Below are 17123 nucleotides of genomic sequence, written 5' to 3'. Positions count from 1 at the left end.
GGTCATCAGCGCGGGGATGGTGATGAACATCCTCCTCCGCTACCGGCGGGGGGAGTGGGGACGGCTGCTCTTCGATATCCGGGGGGTGGCCGGGCTGCTGCTCTACTGGCTGGCGGTGGTGCTGGCCTGGGCCGGGCTCTCGGGGCGGGGGGCACCGTTCCCCCCTGCCCTGTCGGCTCTGCTGGTGGCGCTGCTTCTGTCGGCGATCCTCTTCTCGGGTCCGCTGACGCGGCGTCTCTTCCGCCAGGAGGGGGAAGGCGAGGGGGTGGTGGTCCATCTCTTCCATGTCTTCCACGGGCTGCTCTCCTTCCTGAGCAACACCGTTTCCTTCGTCAGACTGGCGGCCTTTGCCCTCAATCATGTGGGGCTCAGCGTGGCGGTGCTGATGCTCAGCACCATGGTGGAGGGGATCCCCGGCGGGGGGGTCCTGGCCTGGGTGATCCTGGTTGCGGGCCACCTGGTGATCGTGGCGCTGGAGGGGCTCATCGTCTTCATCCAGGCCCTCCGGCTGGAGTACTATGAGCTCTTCAGCAAGTTCTACAGTGGAGGCGGGACGCCCTTTGCCCCGGTGCGGTGGGGCGGCGGCAGGGGATGACGATAGCGAAGGAGATGATGGCGAAGCGATGGAACTCATGCTGTGGATCACCGCGTTGACGGCCGGCGGGCTCATTGTTGCGGGAGCTCTGCTGCGGGGCAGAAGGACAGGACGTCCCCGCAGGATCCTGAGGTGCGCGGTCGGAGGGGTGCTGCTCGCTCTGGTGATGATCGCCGCTCTCCCCTTCCTGGCGGGGCCCTCCCTGGCCGGCGAGACGGCGGCTGCGTCCCCCTCGGGGCTGGCTTTTCTCGGGGCCAGTCTCTCCACGGGGCTGGCCTGTCTCGGCGCCGGGATCGCCGTGGCCGTGGTCGGCGCCGCGGCGCTGGGGGTCATCGGCGAGAAGCCCGAGGCCCTGGGGATGACCCTGATCTACCTGGGGCTGGCCGAGGGGATCGCCATCTACGGCGTGATCATCTCGCTGCTGATCCTGGCCAGGCTGTGATCCGTCGTGCGGGCCTTCCTGGTCAGCGACAACCACGACAGCCTGGTGGCTCTGCGGCTCGCCGGGGTCAGGGGCCGGATCGCCCACGGGGCGGAGGAGACGGAGCGGGCCGTCCGGGAGGCCCTGGGGCAGGGGGATCTGGGTATCCTCGTGCTGACCGAGAAGGCGGCCGCCGCCGTGCCCGGGCTTGTCCGGAGGCTCCGGGAGCGCGGGGAACTCCCCCTGCTGGTGGAGATCCCCGACCGGCACGGCAGCACCAGGGACAAGGACTTTCTGACACGCTATCTGCGTGAGGCCATAGGGGTGAACCTGGGATGACCGAGGAAGCGACGAAGAAGGTGGAGGGGCTACGGGAACTGATCTTCGCCAAGGCGGAGGCCGAGAAGGGCGCCGCCCTCCAGAACGCCCGCCGGGAGGCCCGGCAGTGGGTGGCGGAGCAGACGGAGCAGCTCGAACAGACCATCGCCGGCATCAGTCGGGATGCCGGGAAGCGGGCCGGGGAGATCCGGCGACGGGAGGTCATGGCGGCGGAGCGGGAGTCCGAACGCGAGAGGCTGCGCCTCCAGAACAGGCTGCTCGCCGACGCCATGAACCGCCTGGCCTCGGCGCTGGAAGGGCTCCGGGACCGCCGGGACTATCCGGCGGTGCTGGCGGGGATCGCCCTGGAGGGGATCGAATCCATGCCTTCGGTCTCCTCGGTGGTGCTCCAGCTTGCCGAGCGGGACCAGGGACTGGGGGGCGCCGTCGTGGAGAGGCTCCGACGGCTTGCGCCGGATGTGGAGCTCTCCTTCGACCCCACGCCGGCACCGATCACCGGTGGGGTGTGGCTGCGATCCGGCGACGGCCGGTGGCGCTCCCGGCTGGACTGGGGGATCCTGGCCTCGGAGATGGCCGACACCCTGGCGGAGCGGTTGCTGCTGTGACGGGCGGAGGTGGTCCGATGACCCGACGGGGACGGATCGTGACGGTCAACGGCCCGGTGGTCCGGGCGGCGGGGATGCGGGATTTTGCCATGCGGGAGATGGTGGAGGTGGGCTCCCTGTCCCTGATCGGCGAGATCATCCGGATGGACGGCGACGAGGCGCTGGTCCAGGTCTACGAGGAGACCGGCGGCCTTACCCTGGGCGAGGAGATCGCCGGCCGGGGGGAACCCCTCTCCATGGCCCTCGGCCCCGGTCTGGTGGGGACGATCATCGACGGGATCGGCCGTCCTCTGGGGGCGCTGATGGAGCGGGAGGGGACCTTCATCTCCCGGGGATCCGGAGCCGCACAGATCGATCTCGGCGCCGCCTGGGAGGTGGTCCCGAAGGCCCAGGTCGGCGAGATCGCCACCGCCGGAACGGTGCTGGCCGAGATCGAGGAGTCGCCCATGGTGACCCACCGGGTGACCGTCCCTCCCGGTGTGGAGGGGGAGATCACCGCCATGATCTCCGCCGGCCGACACCAGGCCGGGGAGGCGGCCGCCAGGGTGAACGACGGCCGGGGGCGGGAGGTGGAGATCCCGCTGGTGCAGCGGTGGCCGGTCCGTACAGCCCGTCCCTACCGGGAGCGACTGCTTCCCGACGAACCGCTGATCACCGGCCAGCGGGTGATCGACGGACTCTTCCCCCTGGCCAAGGGCGGCGTGGCGGCGATCCCCGGGGGTTTCGGTACGGGCAAGACCGTCACCCAGCACCAGCTGGCCAAGTGGAGCGACGCCAGGATCGTCGTCTACATCGGCTGCGGCGAGCGGGGCAACGAGATGACCCAGGTGCTGGAGGAGTTCCCCGGTCTGGAGGATCCCCGCACAGGACGGCCGCTGATGGAGCGGACCGTTTTGATCGCCAACACCTCCAACATGCCGGTGGCGGCACGGGAGGCCTCCATCTACACGGGGATCACCATCGCCGAGTACTACCGGGACATGGGGTACGACGTGGCGATGATGGCCGACTCTACGTCCAGGTGGGCCGAGGCCCTGCGGGAGATCTCCGGAAGGCTCGAGGAGATCCCCGCCGAGGAGGGATTCCCCGCCTATCTCCCCACCAGGCTCGCCGCGTTCTACGAGCGGGCCGGCAGGGTGGTCACCTCGGGGGGCGACCAGGGGAGTATCTCCGTGATCGGCGCGGTCTCCCCGCCGGGCGGCGACTTCACCGAGCCGGTCACCAGGCACACCAAGCGGTATATCCGCTGCTTCTGGGGGCTGGACAAGCGGCTGGCCCACGCCCGGCATTTCCCCGCCATCAACTGGACGGAGTCCTACAGCGAATACGCCGATGAGGTGGAGGAGTGGTACCTGACCCAGGTGGATCCCCGGTGGGGGGAGCTGCGGGGGAAGGCCCGGGAGCTCCTCGCCGAGGACGACCGGATCCAGCAGATCATCCGGCTGGTGGGGGAGGACGTGCTCCCCGACGAGCAGCGGCTGACGGCGTTCACCGCCTTCCTCCTGAAAGACGGCTACCTGCAGCAGGGGGCCTTCGGTCCGGACTCCTTCTGTCCGCCCGGGAAGGGCTTTCTCATTCTGGATACCATCGTCGCCTTCCACGAGAAGGCCCGGGAACTGCTGCGCCGGGGTTGTCCCCTCTCGCTCCTCCGGGGCCTCGACGAGGTGGCCCGGATCACCCGGATCAAGGGGATTCCGGCGGGGGAGGAAGAACGGATCGCGGCGCAGCGGGAGGAGCTGCTGCGCAAGCTCGACGAGGTGGGTCGGGAGCGGCTCGCCCCGGCTGGGGGTGAGGCCTGATGGCGCGGACGGAACATATCGGTGTGGAACGGATCAACGGTCCCTTTGTCCTCCTGGGAGGCATCGAGGGTGTGGGCTACGACGAGATTGTCGAGGTGATCGACCCCGCGGGGCACCCCCGCAAGGGAAGGGTGGTCATGATCGACGAGGCGGCGACGCTGGTGCAGGTCTTCGCCGGTACCGGCGACCTGGTGCCCAGCGGAACCAGTGTGCGTTTCACCGGAAGGGGGCTGGAGGCTGCCCTGGCGCCCTCCATGGTGGGCCGCGTCTTCAACGGCCTCGGCGAGGCCCGTGACGGTTGCGGCCCCGTCCTCGGCGGCCTCCGGCGGGATGTGAACGGCGCGCCGATCAACCCCATGGCCCGCCGCTATCCCCGGGATTTCATCCACACCGGGGTCTCCGCGCTGGATGTCCTGGCCACCCTGATCCGCGGGCAGAAGCTCCCCATCTTCTCCGGCAACGGATTGCCCCACAACAGCCTGGCCGTGCAGATCGCCACCCAGTCCAGGCTGGTGGGGGAGGAGAACTTTGCGGTGGTCTTCGCGGGGATCGGGATCAAGCACGACGACGCCGCTTTCTTCACCGAGGAGCTCACCCGCCGCGGACGGGCCGCCAATGTGCTGATGTTCCTCAACCTCGCCGACGATCCCGTTATCGAGCGGCTGGCCACGCCGCGGTTCGCCCTGGCCGCCGCGGAGTACCTGGCCTTCGATCGCGGGATGCACGTGCTGGTGATCATGACGGACATGACCAACTACTGCGAGGCCCTGCGGGAGCTGAGCGTGGCCCGGGGCGAGGTGCCCAGCCGGAAGGGCTATCCCTCCTATCTCTACAGCGATCTGGCCTCGCTCTACGAGCGGGCCGGCGTGGTGGAGGGAAGCGGCGGCAGCGTGACCCAGCTTCCCATCCTCTCCATGCCCAACGACGACATCACCCACCCTATCCCCGATCTGACGGGATTCATCACCGAGGGGCAGCTCGTTCTCTCCAGGGAGCTGGCCAATAAGGGGCTCTACCCGGCTGTGGATATCCTGACCAGCCTCTCAAGGTTGATGAAAGACGGCATCGGCGGGGACTACACACGGGAGGATCACCCCGGCCTGGCCAGTCAGCTTTTCGCCTCCTACAGCCGGGTCCGGGAGGTGCGGGCGCTGGCCGGTGTGGTCGGCGAGGACGAGCTTAACGACGACGACCGGGCCTACCTGGGTTTCGGCGATGCCTTCGAGAAGGGGTTCCTCAGGCAGGACCGCGAGGAGGACCGGGAGATCGGTGCTTCCCTGGACCGCGGCTGGGAGCTGCTGGCCGGGCTGCCTCGGGCCGATCTGACCCGGGTCTCCGCCGAGGAGCTCCGCAAGCACATCCCCCGGCGCAGGCGGTAGGTGTCCCGGAGAAGAGATGCCTTGTCCTGCCGGCGGAGGATATCTGGTGAACGAGAACGCGTACTTGCGAAGCACGGCGCAAATGCGTAGAATGATCGCTAAACACCTGCTTTTTCGGTAGATCTCGATATCACTTTTCCGTGATGTGGCCCTGCTTTGGGAAAGAGGTGGTTTTTTCGGAGGAGAAGCGTCAAGAGGAGTGCGTGTCGGAATATGCCTGTCATAAGGGTGTAGAGAGTCGGTTTGACGAGAGGAGCGTATGTGTATGAAACGTTTTGTCGGGCTGCTTTGCGTGGCCGCAGTGGTATGTGTGTTTGGCGTGACCGCCGCATCGGCGGAGACCTTCAGGCTGTCCAATCAGCTTCCCCCCTCCCACCACATCTCCAAATCCATGGAGCTCTTTGCCGAGAAGGTGGAGGAATACTCCGAAGGCGACATGAATGTGAAGGTCTTCCATTCGGGACAGCTCTTCAAGGACACGGGGATCGTCGAGGCCATCCAGGGAGGCCTTGTGGAGATGTCGGCACTGCCGGTGAACAAATGGTCAGGGATGATCCCTGCGGCCGATGTCTTCGAGATGCCCTTTGTCTTCACCGATCTGGAGATCGTCCACGATTTCCTTGACGCCGGCGCCAACGAGATCCTCGACAAGGAGTTCATGAAACGCAACGCCAAGGTCATCGGCTGGATCGACTACGGGTTCGTACAGTTTATCAACAGTGTGCGGCCGCTGAAGGAACCCGCCGACTTCGAAGGGCTCAAGTTCCGGACCTTCAGCAAGGGCACCGCCGATACGGTGAAGGCTCTGGGCGGCACCCCCGCCGTGATCAGCTCCGCCGAGATGTATATGGCTCTGCAGCGCGGCACCGTCGACGGCGCCACCACGGGAATGCCGGCGATGATCTCCCGCAAGCTCTACGAGGTGACCGACTACCTGACGGTCTGCAACTACGCCATCGCCCAGTTTGTCCTCCAGGGCAATCTCGAGTGGTGGGACAGTCTCTCCGAAGGACAGCGGGAGGTGCTGAACAAGGCGGCTGCGGATGCCAACGACTGGCTGGTGGAGGAGATCTACCGCGCCGAATCGGCGGCCCAGGAAGAGCTCGCCGAAAAGGGCATGGAGATCTATGTCCTTGACGATGCGGAACTGCAGCTGTTCGAGAAGGCCACGGCCCCGGTGCGCGATTCCTTCGCCGAAGAGAAGGGCGAGGTCGGCAGGAGGCTGCTGGAGATCGTCGAAAGCGTGAAATAAGCGCGGGTCCCAGGGGTTCCCCTGGTCTGCCCCGTTCCGACGCAGCCCGGTACTCAGACACACTGAGTGCCGGGCCCTCGCATATTCCTGCCGACTGCGAACGCGCTCAGCCCGGTGGCCGCTCTCCGGATGGTCCCCGTGAACATGCGCTGCGCCCCGCCGCAGCCGGCAGATACAGCGTTTCCGGGAGGTGACGCGTGCGATGCTTGCAAGCCTGTGGGATGGTGTCCGTTCCCTGGTGGAGCGCAGTGTCTATATTCTCGGCCTTATCAGCGGCATGAGCATTCTGCTTTTCGGCCTGATCCTTTTCTACGAGGTGGTCTGCCGGTATTGCTTCAACGCGCCGACGCTCTGGGCGGTGGAGACGGCGACCTACATGTTCATGTTTTCCATGTTCTGCGGTTTGGCCTACACCTTGCAGGCCGGCAAACATGTGGCGATCGACCTCTTTGTCAGCCGACTTTCCGTCAGTGCGGCGCGCCGTCTCTACCGGGTGATGGCCCTGGTGGGGCTCGTGTTCTGCCTGGTGGTGGTATTCCAGAGCTACGAGATGACCCTCAGCGCTTTGGAGTACCACAAGCTCTCGCCGACGCCGCTGGGCTTCCCCCTGTGGATCCCCAACGCCGCCATGTGCGTGGGCTTTCTCTTTCTCACCCTGCAGTACGCGGTCTTCTGGATCGATTCCTTTCTGCCCGGCGGGGAGGCCCGCTGGAATGAGGGGGGGGAGACGATCGAATGACGGTCTTCATCGGTATCGTCCTGCTGCTGCTGACGCTCCTCTTCTTCGGCCTGCCGGTGGCCTTCTCGCTGGGGGCCACGTCCACGCTGCTGCTCAAGCTCTTCGATCTGCCCTTCCAGATCGTGGGGCAGACCATCTATTCCTCGCTGGACAGCTTCGTCCTCCTGGCGGTGCCGCTCTTTATCGCCATGAGCCAGGTGCTGCTGGAGGGCAAGGTGGGCGCCGACCTCTTCACGGTGATGAACGCCTGGGTGCGCCACCTCCCCGGCGGTCTTGCCATCGCCACGGTGCTGAGCTGCGCCTTCTTTTCGGCTATCACGGGTTCCAGTGCGGCCACGGCGGCCACCATCGGGATGATCGCTTTCCCGGCGCTGATCAGCCGGGGCTACGACCGCACCTTCACCCTGGGGCTGCTGGCCGCCGGGGCCACGCTGGGGATCCTCATCCCGCCCAGCATCCCCCTGATCCTCTACGGCGCCGTGACGGAGGAGTCGGTGGGCAAGCTCTTCATGGCCGGCATCGTCCCGGGCCTGGTGCTCACCGGCCTCTTTACCGTCTACGCCGTGATCCAGAGCAAACGGGGCGGGGCCGAGATCATGGTCCGGGTGCCCTGGAAGGAGCGGCTGGATGTCACCCGGAGGAATCTCTGGGGGATCATGCTGCCGGTGATCATCCTCGGCGGGATCTACTCCGGGGCCTTCACACCCACCGAGGCGGCGGCCATCGGCCTGGTCTACAGCCTCTTCATCACCATGGTGGTCTACCGGACGGTGCTCTTCCGGGATCTGCCGCGGATCTGCCTGAAGTCGATCACCACCTCCTGTATGATCGCCATGATCATCGCCGGGGCGCTGCTCTTCGGCCGGGTGCTGACCTTCCTGGAGCTGCCGCAGCAGCTGACCCGGATGGTGATCGATCTGGGGCTCTCGCCGATCAGCTTTATCCTGGCCATGAGCCTGGTGATGTTCGTCCTGGGCTGCATCCTGGAGACGGTCTCCATCGTGCTGCTGACCATGCCGCTGGTGACGCCGATTCTCTTCGCGCTGAACATCGACCCCATCTGGTACGCCATCATCCTGGTGATCAACATGGAGATGGCGCTCATCACGCCCCCCGTCGGGGTAAACCTCTACGTCATCGGCGGCCTGCGCAAGGACATCCAGATGCAGGAGATCATCAAGGGGGTCTTCCCCTTCATGCTGATCATGGTGCTCATGCTGGCGCTGGTGATCCTCTTCCCCCGGATGAGCCTCTGGCTGCCGATGCTCATGCAATAGGACCGTCCCTGCGGCGTGCGGGGACAGGACAGAGGAAGGAGCAGGTGACATGCTACGGGAGAGCGGGACAAGGGCGGGTACCGCCTTGCGGGCCATGCTGCGGGACAAAGCCTATATCGTCGGCGCCGGCGTCTACGACGCGCTGAGCGCCAAGTGCGCCGAGCGGGCCGGCTTCGACGTGGTCCACCACTCGGGGTACGGGACGGCGGCCACGCGGCTCGGCGTGCCCGATATCGGGCTTACCGACTTTTCGGAGATGCGCGCCCAGCTGCAGAGCATCACCCGGGCCGTCTCGGTTCCCGTCTTCGGTGACGGCGACACGGGCTACGGCAATGCCCTGAACGCCTACCGCACCGTCCAGGAGTACATCCGGGCCGGTGCGGCGGGGCTCTTTCTGGAGGACCAGAAGTGGCCCAAACGCTGCGGCCACCTGGAGGGCAAGGATGTGATCCCCTGGCCGGAGATGCGGAGCAAGCTCCAGGCGGCACTGGACGCGCGGGATGCTCTGGATCCCGACGTGCTGATCATCTACCGCACCGACGCCCTGGCGCCCCGCGGCATGGAGGAGGCCCTCCGGCGGGGCAAGGCTGCCGAGGAGCTTGGTGTGGACATGGTCTTCGTGGAGGCCCTGGAGACCCGGGAGCAGATGGAGCTGGCGGGAAACAGCTTCGAGGTCCCGCTGATGCTCAATCTCATCGAAGGCGGCAGGACCCCCTTCGTGACGCCCGCCGAGGCCCGCGACTACGGCTTCACCTACATCGTCTACGCCCTCACCGGCCTCTTCGCCGCCACCAGGGCCATGGAGCGGGCCTTCGCCGCCGTCATGCAGGGGACGCCCCAGGAGACCTACGCCGACGATCTGGTCTCCTTCGGGGAGTTCGCCGATCTCATGGATATGGCGGAGATCAAGGAGATGGAAGAGCGATACAGGGTGGAGCGACCGGAGGCCTAGGGTTCCTCCCCGGTGTGGCCCACCCAGAGCGGTACGGAGCGGAAGCTCTCCTTGAGGACGCCCCGATACTCCCGCCAGTTGGGGTCGAACCGGCCCACCAGCTCCCAGAAGGCGTCGGAATGGTTCATGTGCACGCTGTGGCAGAGTTCGTGGATCAGCACGTGGCGGACCAGGTGGGGTTCCAGAAAGAGCAGACAGGCGTTGAGACTGATGGTCCCGGTGGTGGAGCAGCTTCCCCACCGGGTTTTCTGTATGCGGAACTGGAGCCTGCTGTAGCTGAGCCCGCAACGGTGGGCCTGCTCCTCCATCAGAGGGGTGATGTGGCGGCGGGCCTTCCCCTTGAGCCAGTCCCGGAGCAGCCGACGGATCACCGCGTTCTCGTCGGGTCCCTGGATCTCCAGCCGCCCCTTGCGCTGCCGCAGCTCGATGTACGCCGAAGGCCTGTGGTCGTAGCGGACCGTCCACCGCTCGCCGATGCAGGGCAGCTCCACGGTTTCCGGCTTCAGGAGCCCCTCCCGGCGGGCCTGCTCTACGGTGTTCTGCTGTTGCTCCAGGGCCTGCCGGATGGTCTCTTCGTGTTCTTCCAGGATCCCGGGGATGCGGCTTCGGTCGGTGCCCCGGGGAACGACGACCACCAGGCCTTCCCTGGCGGTCAGCTTGACCCGCAGCCGTTTGGCCCGGCCGTCTTCGCGGACGGTGTAGGGCGGGAGTCGCGTCATTGCTGTATCGGACCTCCTCGCTGTCTTTCCATTTTTGTCGTGTGTGGTTCTGTCAGGACAGGGTCTTTCTGAACCGCCGGGAGGCGAGAACGAGCGTAGACGTCCCCAGCAGAGCCAGCGCGGCGATCTGGGGCCAGAGGACGGCGATCCCCACCCCCTTGAGGAAGACCCCCCGGAGGATCACCAGAAAGTGCCGCAGCGGGTTGAGCAGGGTGACCCACTGGACGGGCTCGGGCATGTTGGCGATGGGGAACATGAAGCCCGAGAGCAGAACAGCCGGGAGGAAGAACAGGAAGGTGCCCATCATGGCCTGCTGCTGGGTGGTGCTGACTGTGGAGAGAAAGAGCCCGATCCCCAGGGTGGTCGTGACGAAACAGCCTGTGGAGAGAAAGAGCAGCAGCAGGCTGCCCCGCAGCGGGACGTGGAACCAGAAGACCCCCACCAGCGAGATGAGCGTCACATCCACGAAGGCGATGAGGGCGAAGGGCAGCATCTTGCCGAGGATGAACTCCAGCTGGGTGATGGGGGTGACCATGATCTGCTCCATGGTGCCGATCTCCTTCTCCCTGACGATGGCCATGCTGGTGAGCATCAGCGTGATGAGCATCACCAGCAGGGCGATGACCCCGGGCACGTAGTAGTTGCGGCTTTCCAGGTTGCTGTTGAACCAGGCCCGGATCCGCGCCTGGAAAGCCGCAGGCCTTCCCTGTATCCCCCTTCGCCGGAGGCGTTCCGTCAGGAGCTCCCCGGAGAGGTCCCCGGTGATCTGCCGGGCGTACTGGAGGACCACGCTCGCCGTGTTGGAGTTGGTGCCGTCCACGATGAGCTGAAGCGGTGCCGTCTTCCCGGCGTGGACCGCCGCGGCGAAGCCGCTCCGGAGGACCAGCGCCGCCTCGGCCTTCCCGCTGTCCAGAAGGAGGGTGATGTCGTCGGGATCCCGGGGCGAGGCGACCACGGCGAAGTACCCGGAACGGACGAAGCGTGCCGTCAGCTCCCGGCTCAGCGGCGTGCGGTCGCTGTCGCAGAGCGCCAGCCGCACCGTCTCTACGTCGGTGGAGACGGCGTAGCCGAAGACCATCAGCTGGATGATCGGGGCCACGAGGATGACCATCCGCATCCGGGGGTCCCGGAAGATCTGGATCAGTTCCTTGCGGAGCATCTCCCGGATCCGTCGGAACATGGCTACACCAGCCTCTTGGTGAAGGCGAGGTTGGCCAGGGCCACCATCACCAGCGAGAAGAGGGCCAGCAGCAGCGCCTCCGGCCAGAGGACGGCGAGCCCCACCCCCTTGAGGTAGATCCCCCGGAGCAGCGTCACGAAGTAGCGCGCCGGGATGAGGTGGGTGGCGATCCGGATGGGCTGGGGCATGCTGGTGATGGCGAACATGAACCCCGACAGCAGGAAGGAGGGGAGGAAGGTCACGATGATGGCCACCTGGCTGGCCAGGAGCTGGCTCCTGGTGACCACGCTGATGAGGATCCCCATGGAGAGCGATCCGGCCAGGAAGATGGCGGCCATCCCGAAGAGCAGCACCACATTCCCCCGAAAGGGCACCCCGTAGAGGAACTCCCCCATCAGGACGGCCACCAGCACATCGAGCATCCCCACGGCGAAGTAGGGCAGCAGCTTGCCGGTGATCAGCTCCACGGCGGTCACGGGCGTGGCGATGAGCTGCTCCATGGTTCCCTGTTCCCACTCCCTGGCGATGGTCAGCGAGGTGAGGAGCGCCGCGATGACCATCATGATCACCGCGATGAGCCCCGGGACGATGTAGTTGGTGGAGTCCATCTCCGGGTTGTACCAGACCCGCTGCCGGAGCTCCAGCGGCGGCTGGAGGGGCTCTCTTCCCCGGCGGGCCGCCTGCTCCACCAGGATACGCCGGCTGTACCGCTCCGTCACGGCGCGGACATAGCCCCGGGCGATCCCGGCGGTATTGGCGTCGCTCCCCTCGATGACGATCTGCACCGCCGGGGTCCGTCCCGCCGACAGGTCGGCGCCGAAGCCCGGCGGGATGGTCAGCGCCACCAGCGCCCCGCCGGTGTCCAGCGCCCGCTGCAGTTCTCTCCTGCCGGCGGCCACCGTGTGCAGAGTGAAGTAGCGGGATCCGGCGAAGGCGGCGGTGAGCTCCCGGCCGGCGGAGCTGTGGTCGCGGTCCAGGAGCGCCAGGGGGACGTTGTCCACATCCAGCGTCAGGGCGTAGCCGAAGAGCAGGATCAGCAGCACCGGGATGGCCACGGCCATGGCCAGACTCCGGGGATCCCGGAGGATGTGGAGGGTCTCCTTGCGGGCCACCGCCGCGGTTCGCCGCCATCTCATTGCCTGACCGCCTCCTCTCCACCCCGATTCCCTTCGTAGCGCTCGATGAGAGAGACAAAGACATCCTCCAGCGAAGGCGTGATGAAGCCCAGCCGGTCGATGCGGTGCCCTCGTTCTTCCAGTGCTTCCCGCAGCTCCCCTTCGGCCTCGGCGCCGCCGTCTGCCACCACGTGGATCCCGTTGCCGAAGAGGGCGGCCTCCTTCACGAAGGGCAGCGATTCGGCTCTCTCCAGCGCTTCGTAGGGCGCGCTGCAGAGCACCTCCAGGACCTTTTCGGCCATCTCCCGTTCCTTCAGCGTGGAAGGGGTCCCCTCGGCAATGAGGCGCCCCCTGTAGATAAGGCCCAGCCGGTCGCAGTACTCCGCTTCGTCCATGTAGTGGGTGGTCACGAAGATGGTGACGCCCTGCTCCGACAGGGCGTAGATGAGGTCCCAGAAGCGGCGGCGGCTCAGCGGATCGACCCCCGAGGTGGGCTCGTCCAGAAAGAGCACCGGCGGTTCGTGCAGGATGGCGCAGCCCAGGGCGAGGCGCTGCTTCCAGCCCCCCGAGAGGGTCTCCGTCAGCGCGTCCCGGCGCTCCGTCAGCCCCGCCATCTCCAGCACCCACTCCTTGCGATCCCGGCGTTTGGCGGCGGGAAGCCGGTAGATGCCGCTGTAGAAGTCGATGTTCTCCTCCACGGTGAGATCGCCGTAGAGGGAGAAGCGCTGGCTCATGTAGCCGATATGGGACTTGATCCCTTCGGACTGGGTGGCGATGTCGAAGCCCGCCACGGTGCCCCCGCCGCTGGTGGGGGCCAGGATGCCGCAGAGCATGCGGATGGTGGTGGACTTGCCCGCCCCGTTGGGGCCGAGAAACCCGAAGATCTCACCCGGGGCGACGCTGAAGGAGATGGCGTCCACGGCGGTGAAGGTCCCGAAGCGCCGCACCAGATCGGTGACGGTGACGGCGGTGTTCCTCTCTCCCGTCATGACGGGTTCCGCTCTTCCCGGTCCAGGGAGACGATGAAGATGTCCTCCAGACTGGGGGCGATCTCCCGGATCCCGGAGACGGTGAAACCGGCCTCGTCCAGGGCGTGCCGAAGCGTTTCCGTGGTGACGCCGCTGTCGGCGGTCTGGAGATGGAGCCGGTCGCCGAAGAGGTTGACGGCGGTGTCCGGGAGGTGCTCCCGCAGCAGGTGTGCGGCGTTGCGGGTCTCCGGGAGGCGGATCTCGTAGACGATGCCGGGGCTTTCCGCCTTGATCTCCTCCGGGGTGCCCGCGGCGAGCAGCCGTCCCCTGTCGAGCAGGGCCAGACGGCTGCAGCGCTCCGCTTCGTCCAGATAGGCCGTGGAGACCACGATGGTGACCCCCTCCCTGAGGAGGCTGTAGAGGATGCGCCAGAAGTCCCGCCGCGAGACGGGGTCCACCCCGTTGGTGGGTTCGTCCAGAAAGAGCAGTTGCGGGGTGTGGATCAGGGCGCAGGCCAGGCCGAGCTTCTGTTTCATCCCGCCCGAGAGGCGGCCGGCCCGCCGGTTGCGGAAGGGGGTGAGATTGCTGAACCCCAGCAGCCGCTCGGTGCGTTCCCGGCGTTCCCTGCCTCTGGGGACATCGTAGAGATCGGCGTAGAAATCGATGTTCTCCTGCACGGTGAGGTCGCTGTAGAGGCCGAAACGCTGGCTCATGTAGCCGATGATCGCCTTGATCTCCTCGGGCTGACGGACCGTGTCGAATCCGCCCACCCGTGCGGCGCCGCTGTCGGGGCGCATGATGGCCGTGAGCAGCCGCAGGGTGGTGGTCTTGCCGGCGCCGTCGGGGCCCACCAGACCGAAGAGCTCCCCCGGCCGGATGGAGAGGGTGAGCCCATCCACCGCCGTGGCCTCGCCGAAGCGCTTGGTGAGGCTCTCTGTCTCGATGCTTGCCGTCCGGGTGGAGGTCGGTTCCGCCTGGGAAGACCGTGGCGTCCTGGGGGAGCGTTGTCTCATCGCTCCGCAGGTTCCGGTGAAAGGGTGGCGTCGGCGGGCATGCCCGGTTTGAGCTCCCCGTCGGGGTTGGGGAGGGTGATCTTGATCCGGTAGACCAGTCGGACCCGCTCCTCTTCCGTCCGTACCATCTTGGGGGTGAACTCGGCTTCCGAGGCGATGAAGGTCACCCGGCCGGGGTAGGTCCTGTCGGGGTAGCTGTCGGTGGTGACCCGCACAGGTTGGCCCAGCTCCACACGCCCCAGATCGGTCTCGCCGATGTAGGCCCGCATCCAGACCTCGTCAAGGCGGGCGACGGTGACCACCGGTGTGCCCGGTGCGGCGTATTCGCCGGCTTCCAGACCGGCGGTCAGCACCACGCCGTCCAGCGGGGCGGTCAGGGTGGCGTAGCCGAGTCGTATCCGGGCGACGGCCAGCGCCGCCCGGGCCTGCTTGACCCTGGCTGCCGCCTGGGCGACGGTCTCCTTGCGCGGGCCCTGCCTGAGCATGCCGTAGCGTTCCCGGGCCTTTTTGAGCTGTGCCCTGGCCTGGGCGATCCGTTGCTCCCGGGGGCCCTGGCGGACCAGCTGGAGCGAGGCCTTGGCCTCCAGCAGTCTGGCTTTGGCCACCTGGTAGGCGGCGTAGCTCCGGTCGTAGCTCTGCTGTGTGATGACCTGGTCTTCCAGGAGCTTCTCGGCCCGCCGGAAATCCTTTTCGAGCCGTCGGTACTCCGAACGGGCGCGCTCCACGGCGGCCCGGGCGCGGTGGAGCTCCTCCTGCCGGGAGCCCTCCAGCAGCTCGTCGAGCCTGGCCCGGGCTTCCTCCACACCGGCCAGCGCCTGGGCGATCTCCTCGGCCCGGTAGCCCTGCTGGAGTTCGGCCAGCGCCGCCTGCGCCCCCTCCTGTTCCGCCTCCCGGAGGGTGACCTGCTGGGCCAGATCGTCGCTGACCAGACGGGCCACACAGTCGCCTCGGCGGACCGCATCGCCTTCGTCGACGAGCCGGCGGGCGACCCGCCCGCCGGTCTGGAAGCTTACGGCCACCTCGGTGGCCTCGATGGTTCCGGAGAGCCGGAGCGTTCCGTCACCGCCGCTGTCGCTGTTGATGACAAAAAGGAGCAGCGCCGCTGCGGCGAGCGCCGGGGGAAAGATCCATCGGAGTGTTCTGCGGTCCACGGTTTCGCCTCCCGGGAAGACAGCCTGCAGGTCCGTCAAGGGGACGCCACCGTTGTCCTGCGCCGGCGTTCCCCCTGTGTTTGGTTCGGGTCATCTTTATTGTAGGAGGAGCGCTTGCGCTGTCAAGAAAGGCGGGAGTCCGAGTGTCTCGGGCTCCCGCAGGCAAAGGGACCATGGTTCGGTTGTCTTTTCCTGAGCCGATGGGTTCTTACGGCTCCACTTCGCCGAAATAGCCCCAGAGATTGGGGGTTTCCTCGGCGAAGATCCGCAGATAGCGCACATGGTCGGCGCCGTGTTCCTCGGCCCATTCCGGATCCTTCTCGAGGAAGGCGTCCACATCGAAGGCCATGCCGCAGGGATGGCCCCAGCGGGCCCACATCCCCATGTGCTCCAGCACCAGGTGGCTGGAGGTCACCTTGGCGTCGTAGGCTCCGCTCGGGGCGAGCTGCTCCGAGTCGGCGGGGGCCAGCTCCTTGTGGCCGCAGATGGTCCGGGCGCTGGGCTGTTCCTTCTCGGTGTAGGTGTCGTAGTGGTCGGAGAGCATCTTCCTGCCCACCGTGACGTTGATCTCCCCGTAGTACTCCTCCTTCAGCTGCTTCCACCGGCGGAACCGGGCGTAGCGGTACCCGGCCGGATCCGGTTCGGGCGAATCGGCTTCGTCCCGGAACTCCACACCCCAGGGGTGGTTCGACGAGCCGAAGAATCCGTTGAAGGCCCGCTGCATGTCATGGACCTTGCAGCCCAGCTGGAGGGACATGATCTCCCCGGTCTTGGCGTCGCCCACCAGCCACTCGTTGGGGTAGGCGCCGTTGTTTCTGTCCAGCATGATCTCCAGGAAGCTGTCGATGCTGTGGGCATACTGGGCCGCCCGGCGGATCCGGACGAAGAGCAGTGTGCCCTCGGGGTCGCGGACAGGGTTGCTCAGGGAGGTCTCGGTGATCATCAGTCCCGTTTCGTTGACATACCAGTCCTGGCCGCTCCACATGCAGGCTCCGGCGCTCTGGTAGCGGAAGTCATGCCCCCTGTCGGGGAAGACCTCGAAGATGTAGTTGTACATGAAATCCTCGTTGTAGGGGCACCAGGTGTTGTGGCCGATGACGATCTGCCCGTCGGTGGTGGCGTCCCCCGTGGCGATGAAGGCGCTGCACCGGCTTCCGAAGTCCTTCTCGTACTGTTCCTGGAAGACGCCCTGGTCGCCCCACTGGTTGACGGCCACGATGTCCCAGAGATCCCAGTCGTAGCCCCGGGCCTTCACGCCGTCGGCGGTGCCCTGGAGCTCCTCCTGGTACTCGGCGGGGATCCGCGGCCAGATATACTCCCGGGCGATGGTGCGGGTCTTCTCGTGGTAGTCGCTTCCTCTGGGGCCGAGATAGGTCTTGATGATGTAGTTGGCCGACTCGGCCGCATGGTAGCCCCGCTGGAAGCCGATCTGGTAGGGTGAGCCTTCGAGATGGATGAAGTGCCAGCCGTCTTTCTCGAGGACATAGGAATCCTCAAGCAGTTCGTGTGCAGCCTGTTCCTGCGCGATCGCCGCTCCACCCTGAACCGCCGGCAGCAACGCCGCCGTGATCAAAAGCGAACGGACCAGCCACCGTTTCCAGTGACACATTACACTACAC

At 66.5% G+C, this 17123-nt stretch carries 17 protein-coding genes; 10 read left to right on the top strand and 7 right to left on the bottom strand.

The features are described from left to right. The 10 genes from K9L28_08155 to K9L28_08110 form a co-directional block, all read left to right on the top strand. The coding region (locus K9L28_08155; GenBank protein ID MCF7936297.1) for an ATPase at positions 1-595 on the top strand (595 nt) is incomplete at its 5' end. A gap of 37 nt (positions 596-632) precedes the next feature. Continuing rightward, positions 633-1037, top strand: coding sequence for an ATP synthase subunit C (locus tag K9L28_08150; protein ID MCF7936296.1), 405 nt, complete (start codon positions 633-635; stop codon positions 1035-1037). 6 nt (positions 1038-1043) lie between these two features. Then, a complete protein-coding gene (locus K9L28_08145; GenBank protein MCF7936295.1) occupies positions 1044-1355 on the top strand; it encodes a V-type ATP synthase subunit F in 312 nt (103 codons plus the stop codon). Continuing rightward, on the top strand, positions 1352-1960 hold the full coding sequence (locus K9L28_08140; protein ID MCF7936294.1) for an ATPase: 609 nt from the start codon (positions 1352-1354) through the stop codon (positions 1958-1960). The genes K9L28_08145 and K9L28_08140 overlap by 4 nt, the downstream gene beginning before the upstream one ends. Positions 1961-1977: 17 nt before the next feature. Beyond that, the gene (locus K9L28_08135; protein ID MCF7936293.1) at positions 1978-3759 is read left to right on the top strand and encodes a V-type ATP synthase subunit A; all 1782 of its coding nucleotides are present in this window, start codon (positions 1978-1980) and stop codon (positions 3757-3759) included. Further along, a complete protein-coding gene (locus K9L28_08130; protein MCF7936292.1) occupies positions 3759-5138 on the top strand; it encodes a V-type ATP synthase subunit B in 1380 nt (459 codons plus the stop codon). The genes K9L28_08135 and K9L28_08130 overlap by 1 nt, the downstream gene beginning before the upstream one ends. Positions 5139-5397: 259 nt before the next feature. Further along, on the top strand, positions 5398-6390 hold the full coding sequence (locus tag K9L28_08125; protein MCF7936291.1) for a DctP family TRAP transporter solute-binding subunit: 993 nt from the start codon (positions 5398-5400) through the stop codon (positions 6388-6390). Positions 6391-6592: 202 nt separating this feature from the next. Continuing rightward, the gene (locus K9L28_08120; protein ID MCF7936290.1) at positions 6593-7129 is read left to right on the top strand and encodes a TRAP transporter small permease; all 537 of its coding nucleotides are present in this window, start codon (positions 6593-6595) and stop codon (positions 7127-7129) included. After that, a complete protein-coding gene (locus K9L28_08115; protein MCF7936289.1) occupies positions 7126-8406 on the top strand; it encodes a TRAP transporter large permease in 1281 nt (426 codons plus the stop codon). Before K9L28_08120 ends, K9L28_08115 begins: the two co-directional genes overlap by 4 nt. A 49-nt stretch (positions 8407-8455) precedes the next feature. Continuing rightward, entirely contained in the window at positions 8456-9358 is a 903-nt protein-coding gene (locus K9L28_08110; GenBank protein MCF7936288.1) for an isocitrate lyase/PEP mutase family protein, read from the top strand. Here the strand turns inward: K9L28_08110 and K9L28_08105 are convergent. The 7 genes from K9L28_08105 to K9L28_08075 all read right to left on the bottom strand — a co-directional run. Then, positions 9355-10077: a M48 family metallopeptidase gene (locus K9L28_08105; GenBank protein MCF7936287.1), complete on the bottom strand. Its 723-nt coding sequence runs from the start codon at positions 10075-10077 to the stop codon at positions 9355-9357. The genes K9L28_08110 and K9L28_08105 overlap by 4 nt on opposite strands. A gap of 52 nt (positions 10078-10129) precedes the next feature. Beyond that, positions 10130-11257: an ABC transporter permease gene (locus K9L28_08100; protein MCF7936286.1), complete on the bottom strand. Its 1128-nt coding sequence runs from the start codon at positions 11255-11257 to the stop codon at positions 10130-10132. A 2-nt stretch (positions 11258-11259) separates the two neighbouring features. Then, positions 11260-12393, bottom strand: a complete 1134-nt coding sequence (locus K9L28_08095) for an ABC transporter permease (protein ID MCF7936285.1) — start codon at positions 12391-12393, stop codon at positions 11260-11262. Next, the gene (locus tag K9L28_08090) at positions 12390-13361 is read right to left on the bottom strand and encodes an ABC transporter ATP-binding protein (GenBank protein MCF7936284.1); all 972 of its coding nucleotides are present in this window, start codon (positions 13359-13361) and stop codon (positions 12390-12392) included. Before K9L28_08090 ends, K9L28_08095 begins: the two co-directional genes overlap by 4 nt. Next, the gene (locus tag K9L28_08085; GenBank protein ID MCF7936283.1) at positions 13358-14353 is read right to left on the bottom strand and encodes an ABC transporter ATP-binding protein; all 996 of its coding nucleotides are present in this window, start codon (positions 14351-14353) and stop codon (positions 13358-13360) included. The genes K9L28_08090 and K9L28_08085 overlap by 4 nt, the downstream gene beginning before the upstream one ends. Continuing rightward, a complete protein-coding gene (locus K9L28_08080) occupies positions 14350-15504 on the bottom strand; it encodes an efflux RND transporter periplasmic adaptor subunit (protein ID MCF7936282.1) in 1155 nt (384 codons plus the stop codon). The genes K9L28_08085 and K9L28_08080 overlap by 4 nt, the downstream gene beginning before the upstream one ends. Before the next feature lie 208 nt (positions 15505-15712). Next, a partial coding sequence (locus K9L28_08075; protein MCF7936281.1) for a hypothetical protein occupies positions 15713-17123 on the bottom strand: 1411 nt, incomplete at its 5' end.

Source organism: Synergistales bacterium (assembly GCA_021736445.1).
GTDB lineage: Bacteria > Synergistota > Synergistia > Synergistales > Aminiphilaceae > JAIPGA01.
This window is presented reverse-complemented; position numbering and strand designations above follow the sequence as displayed.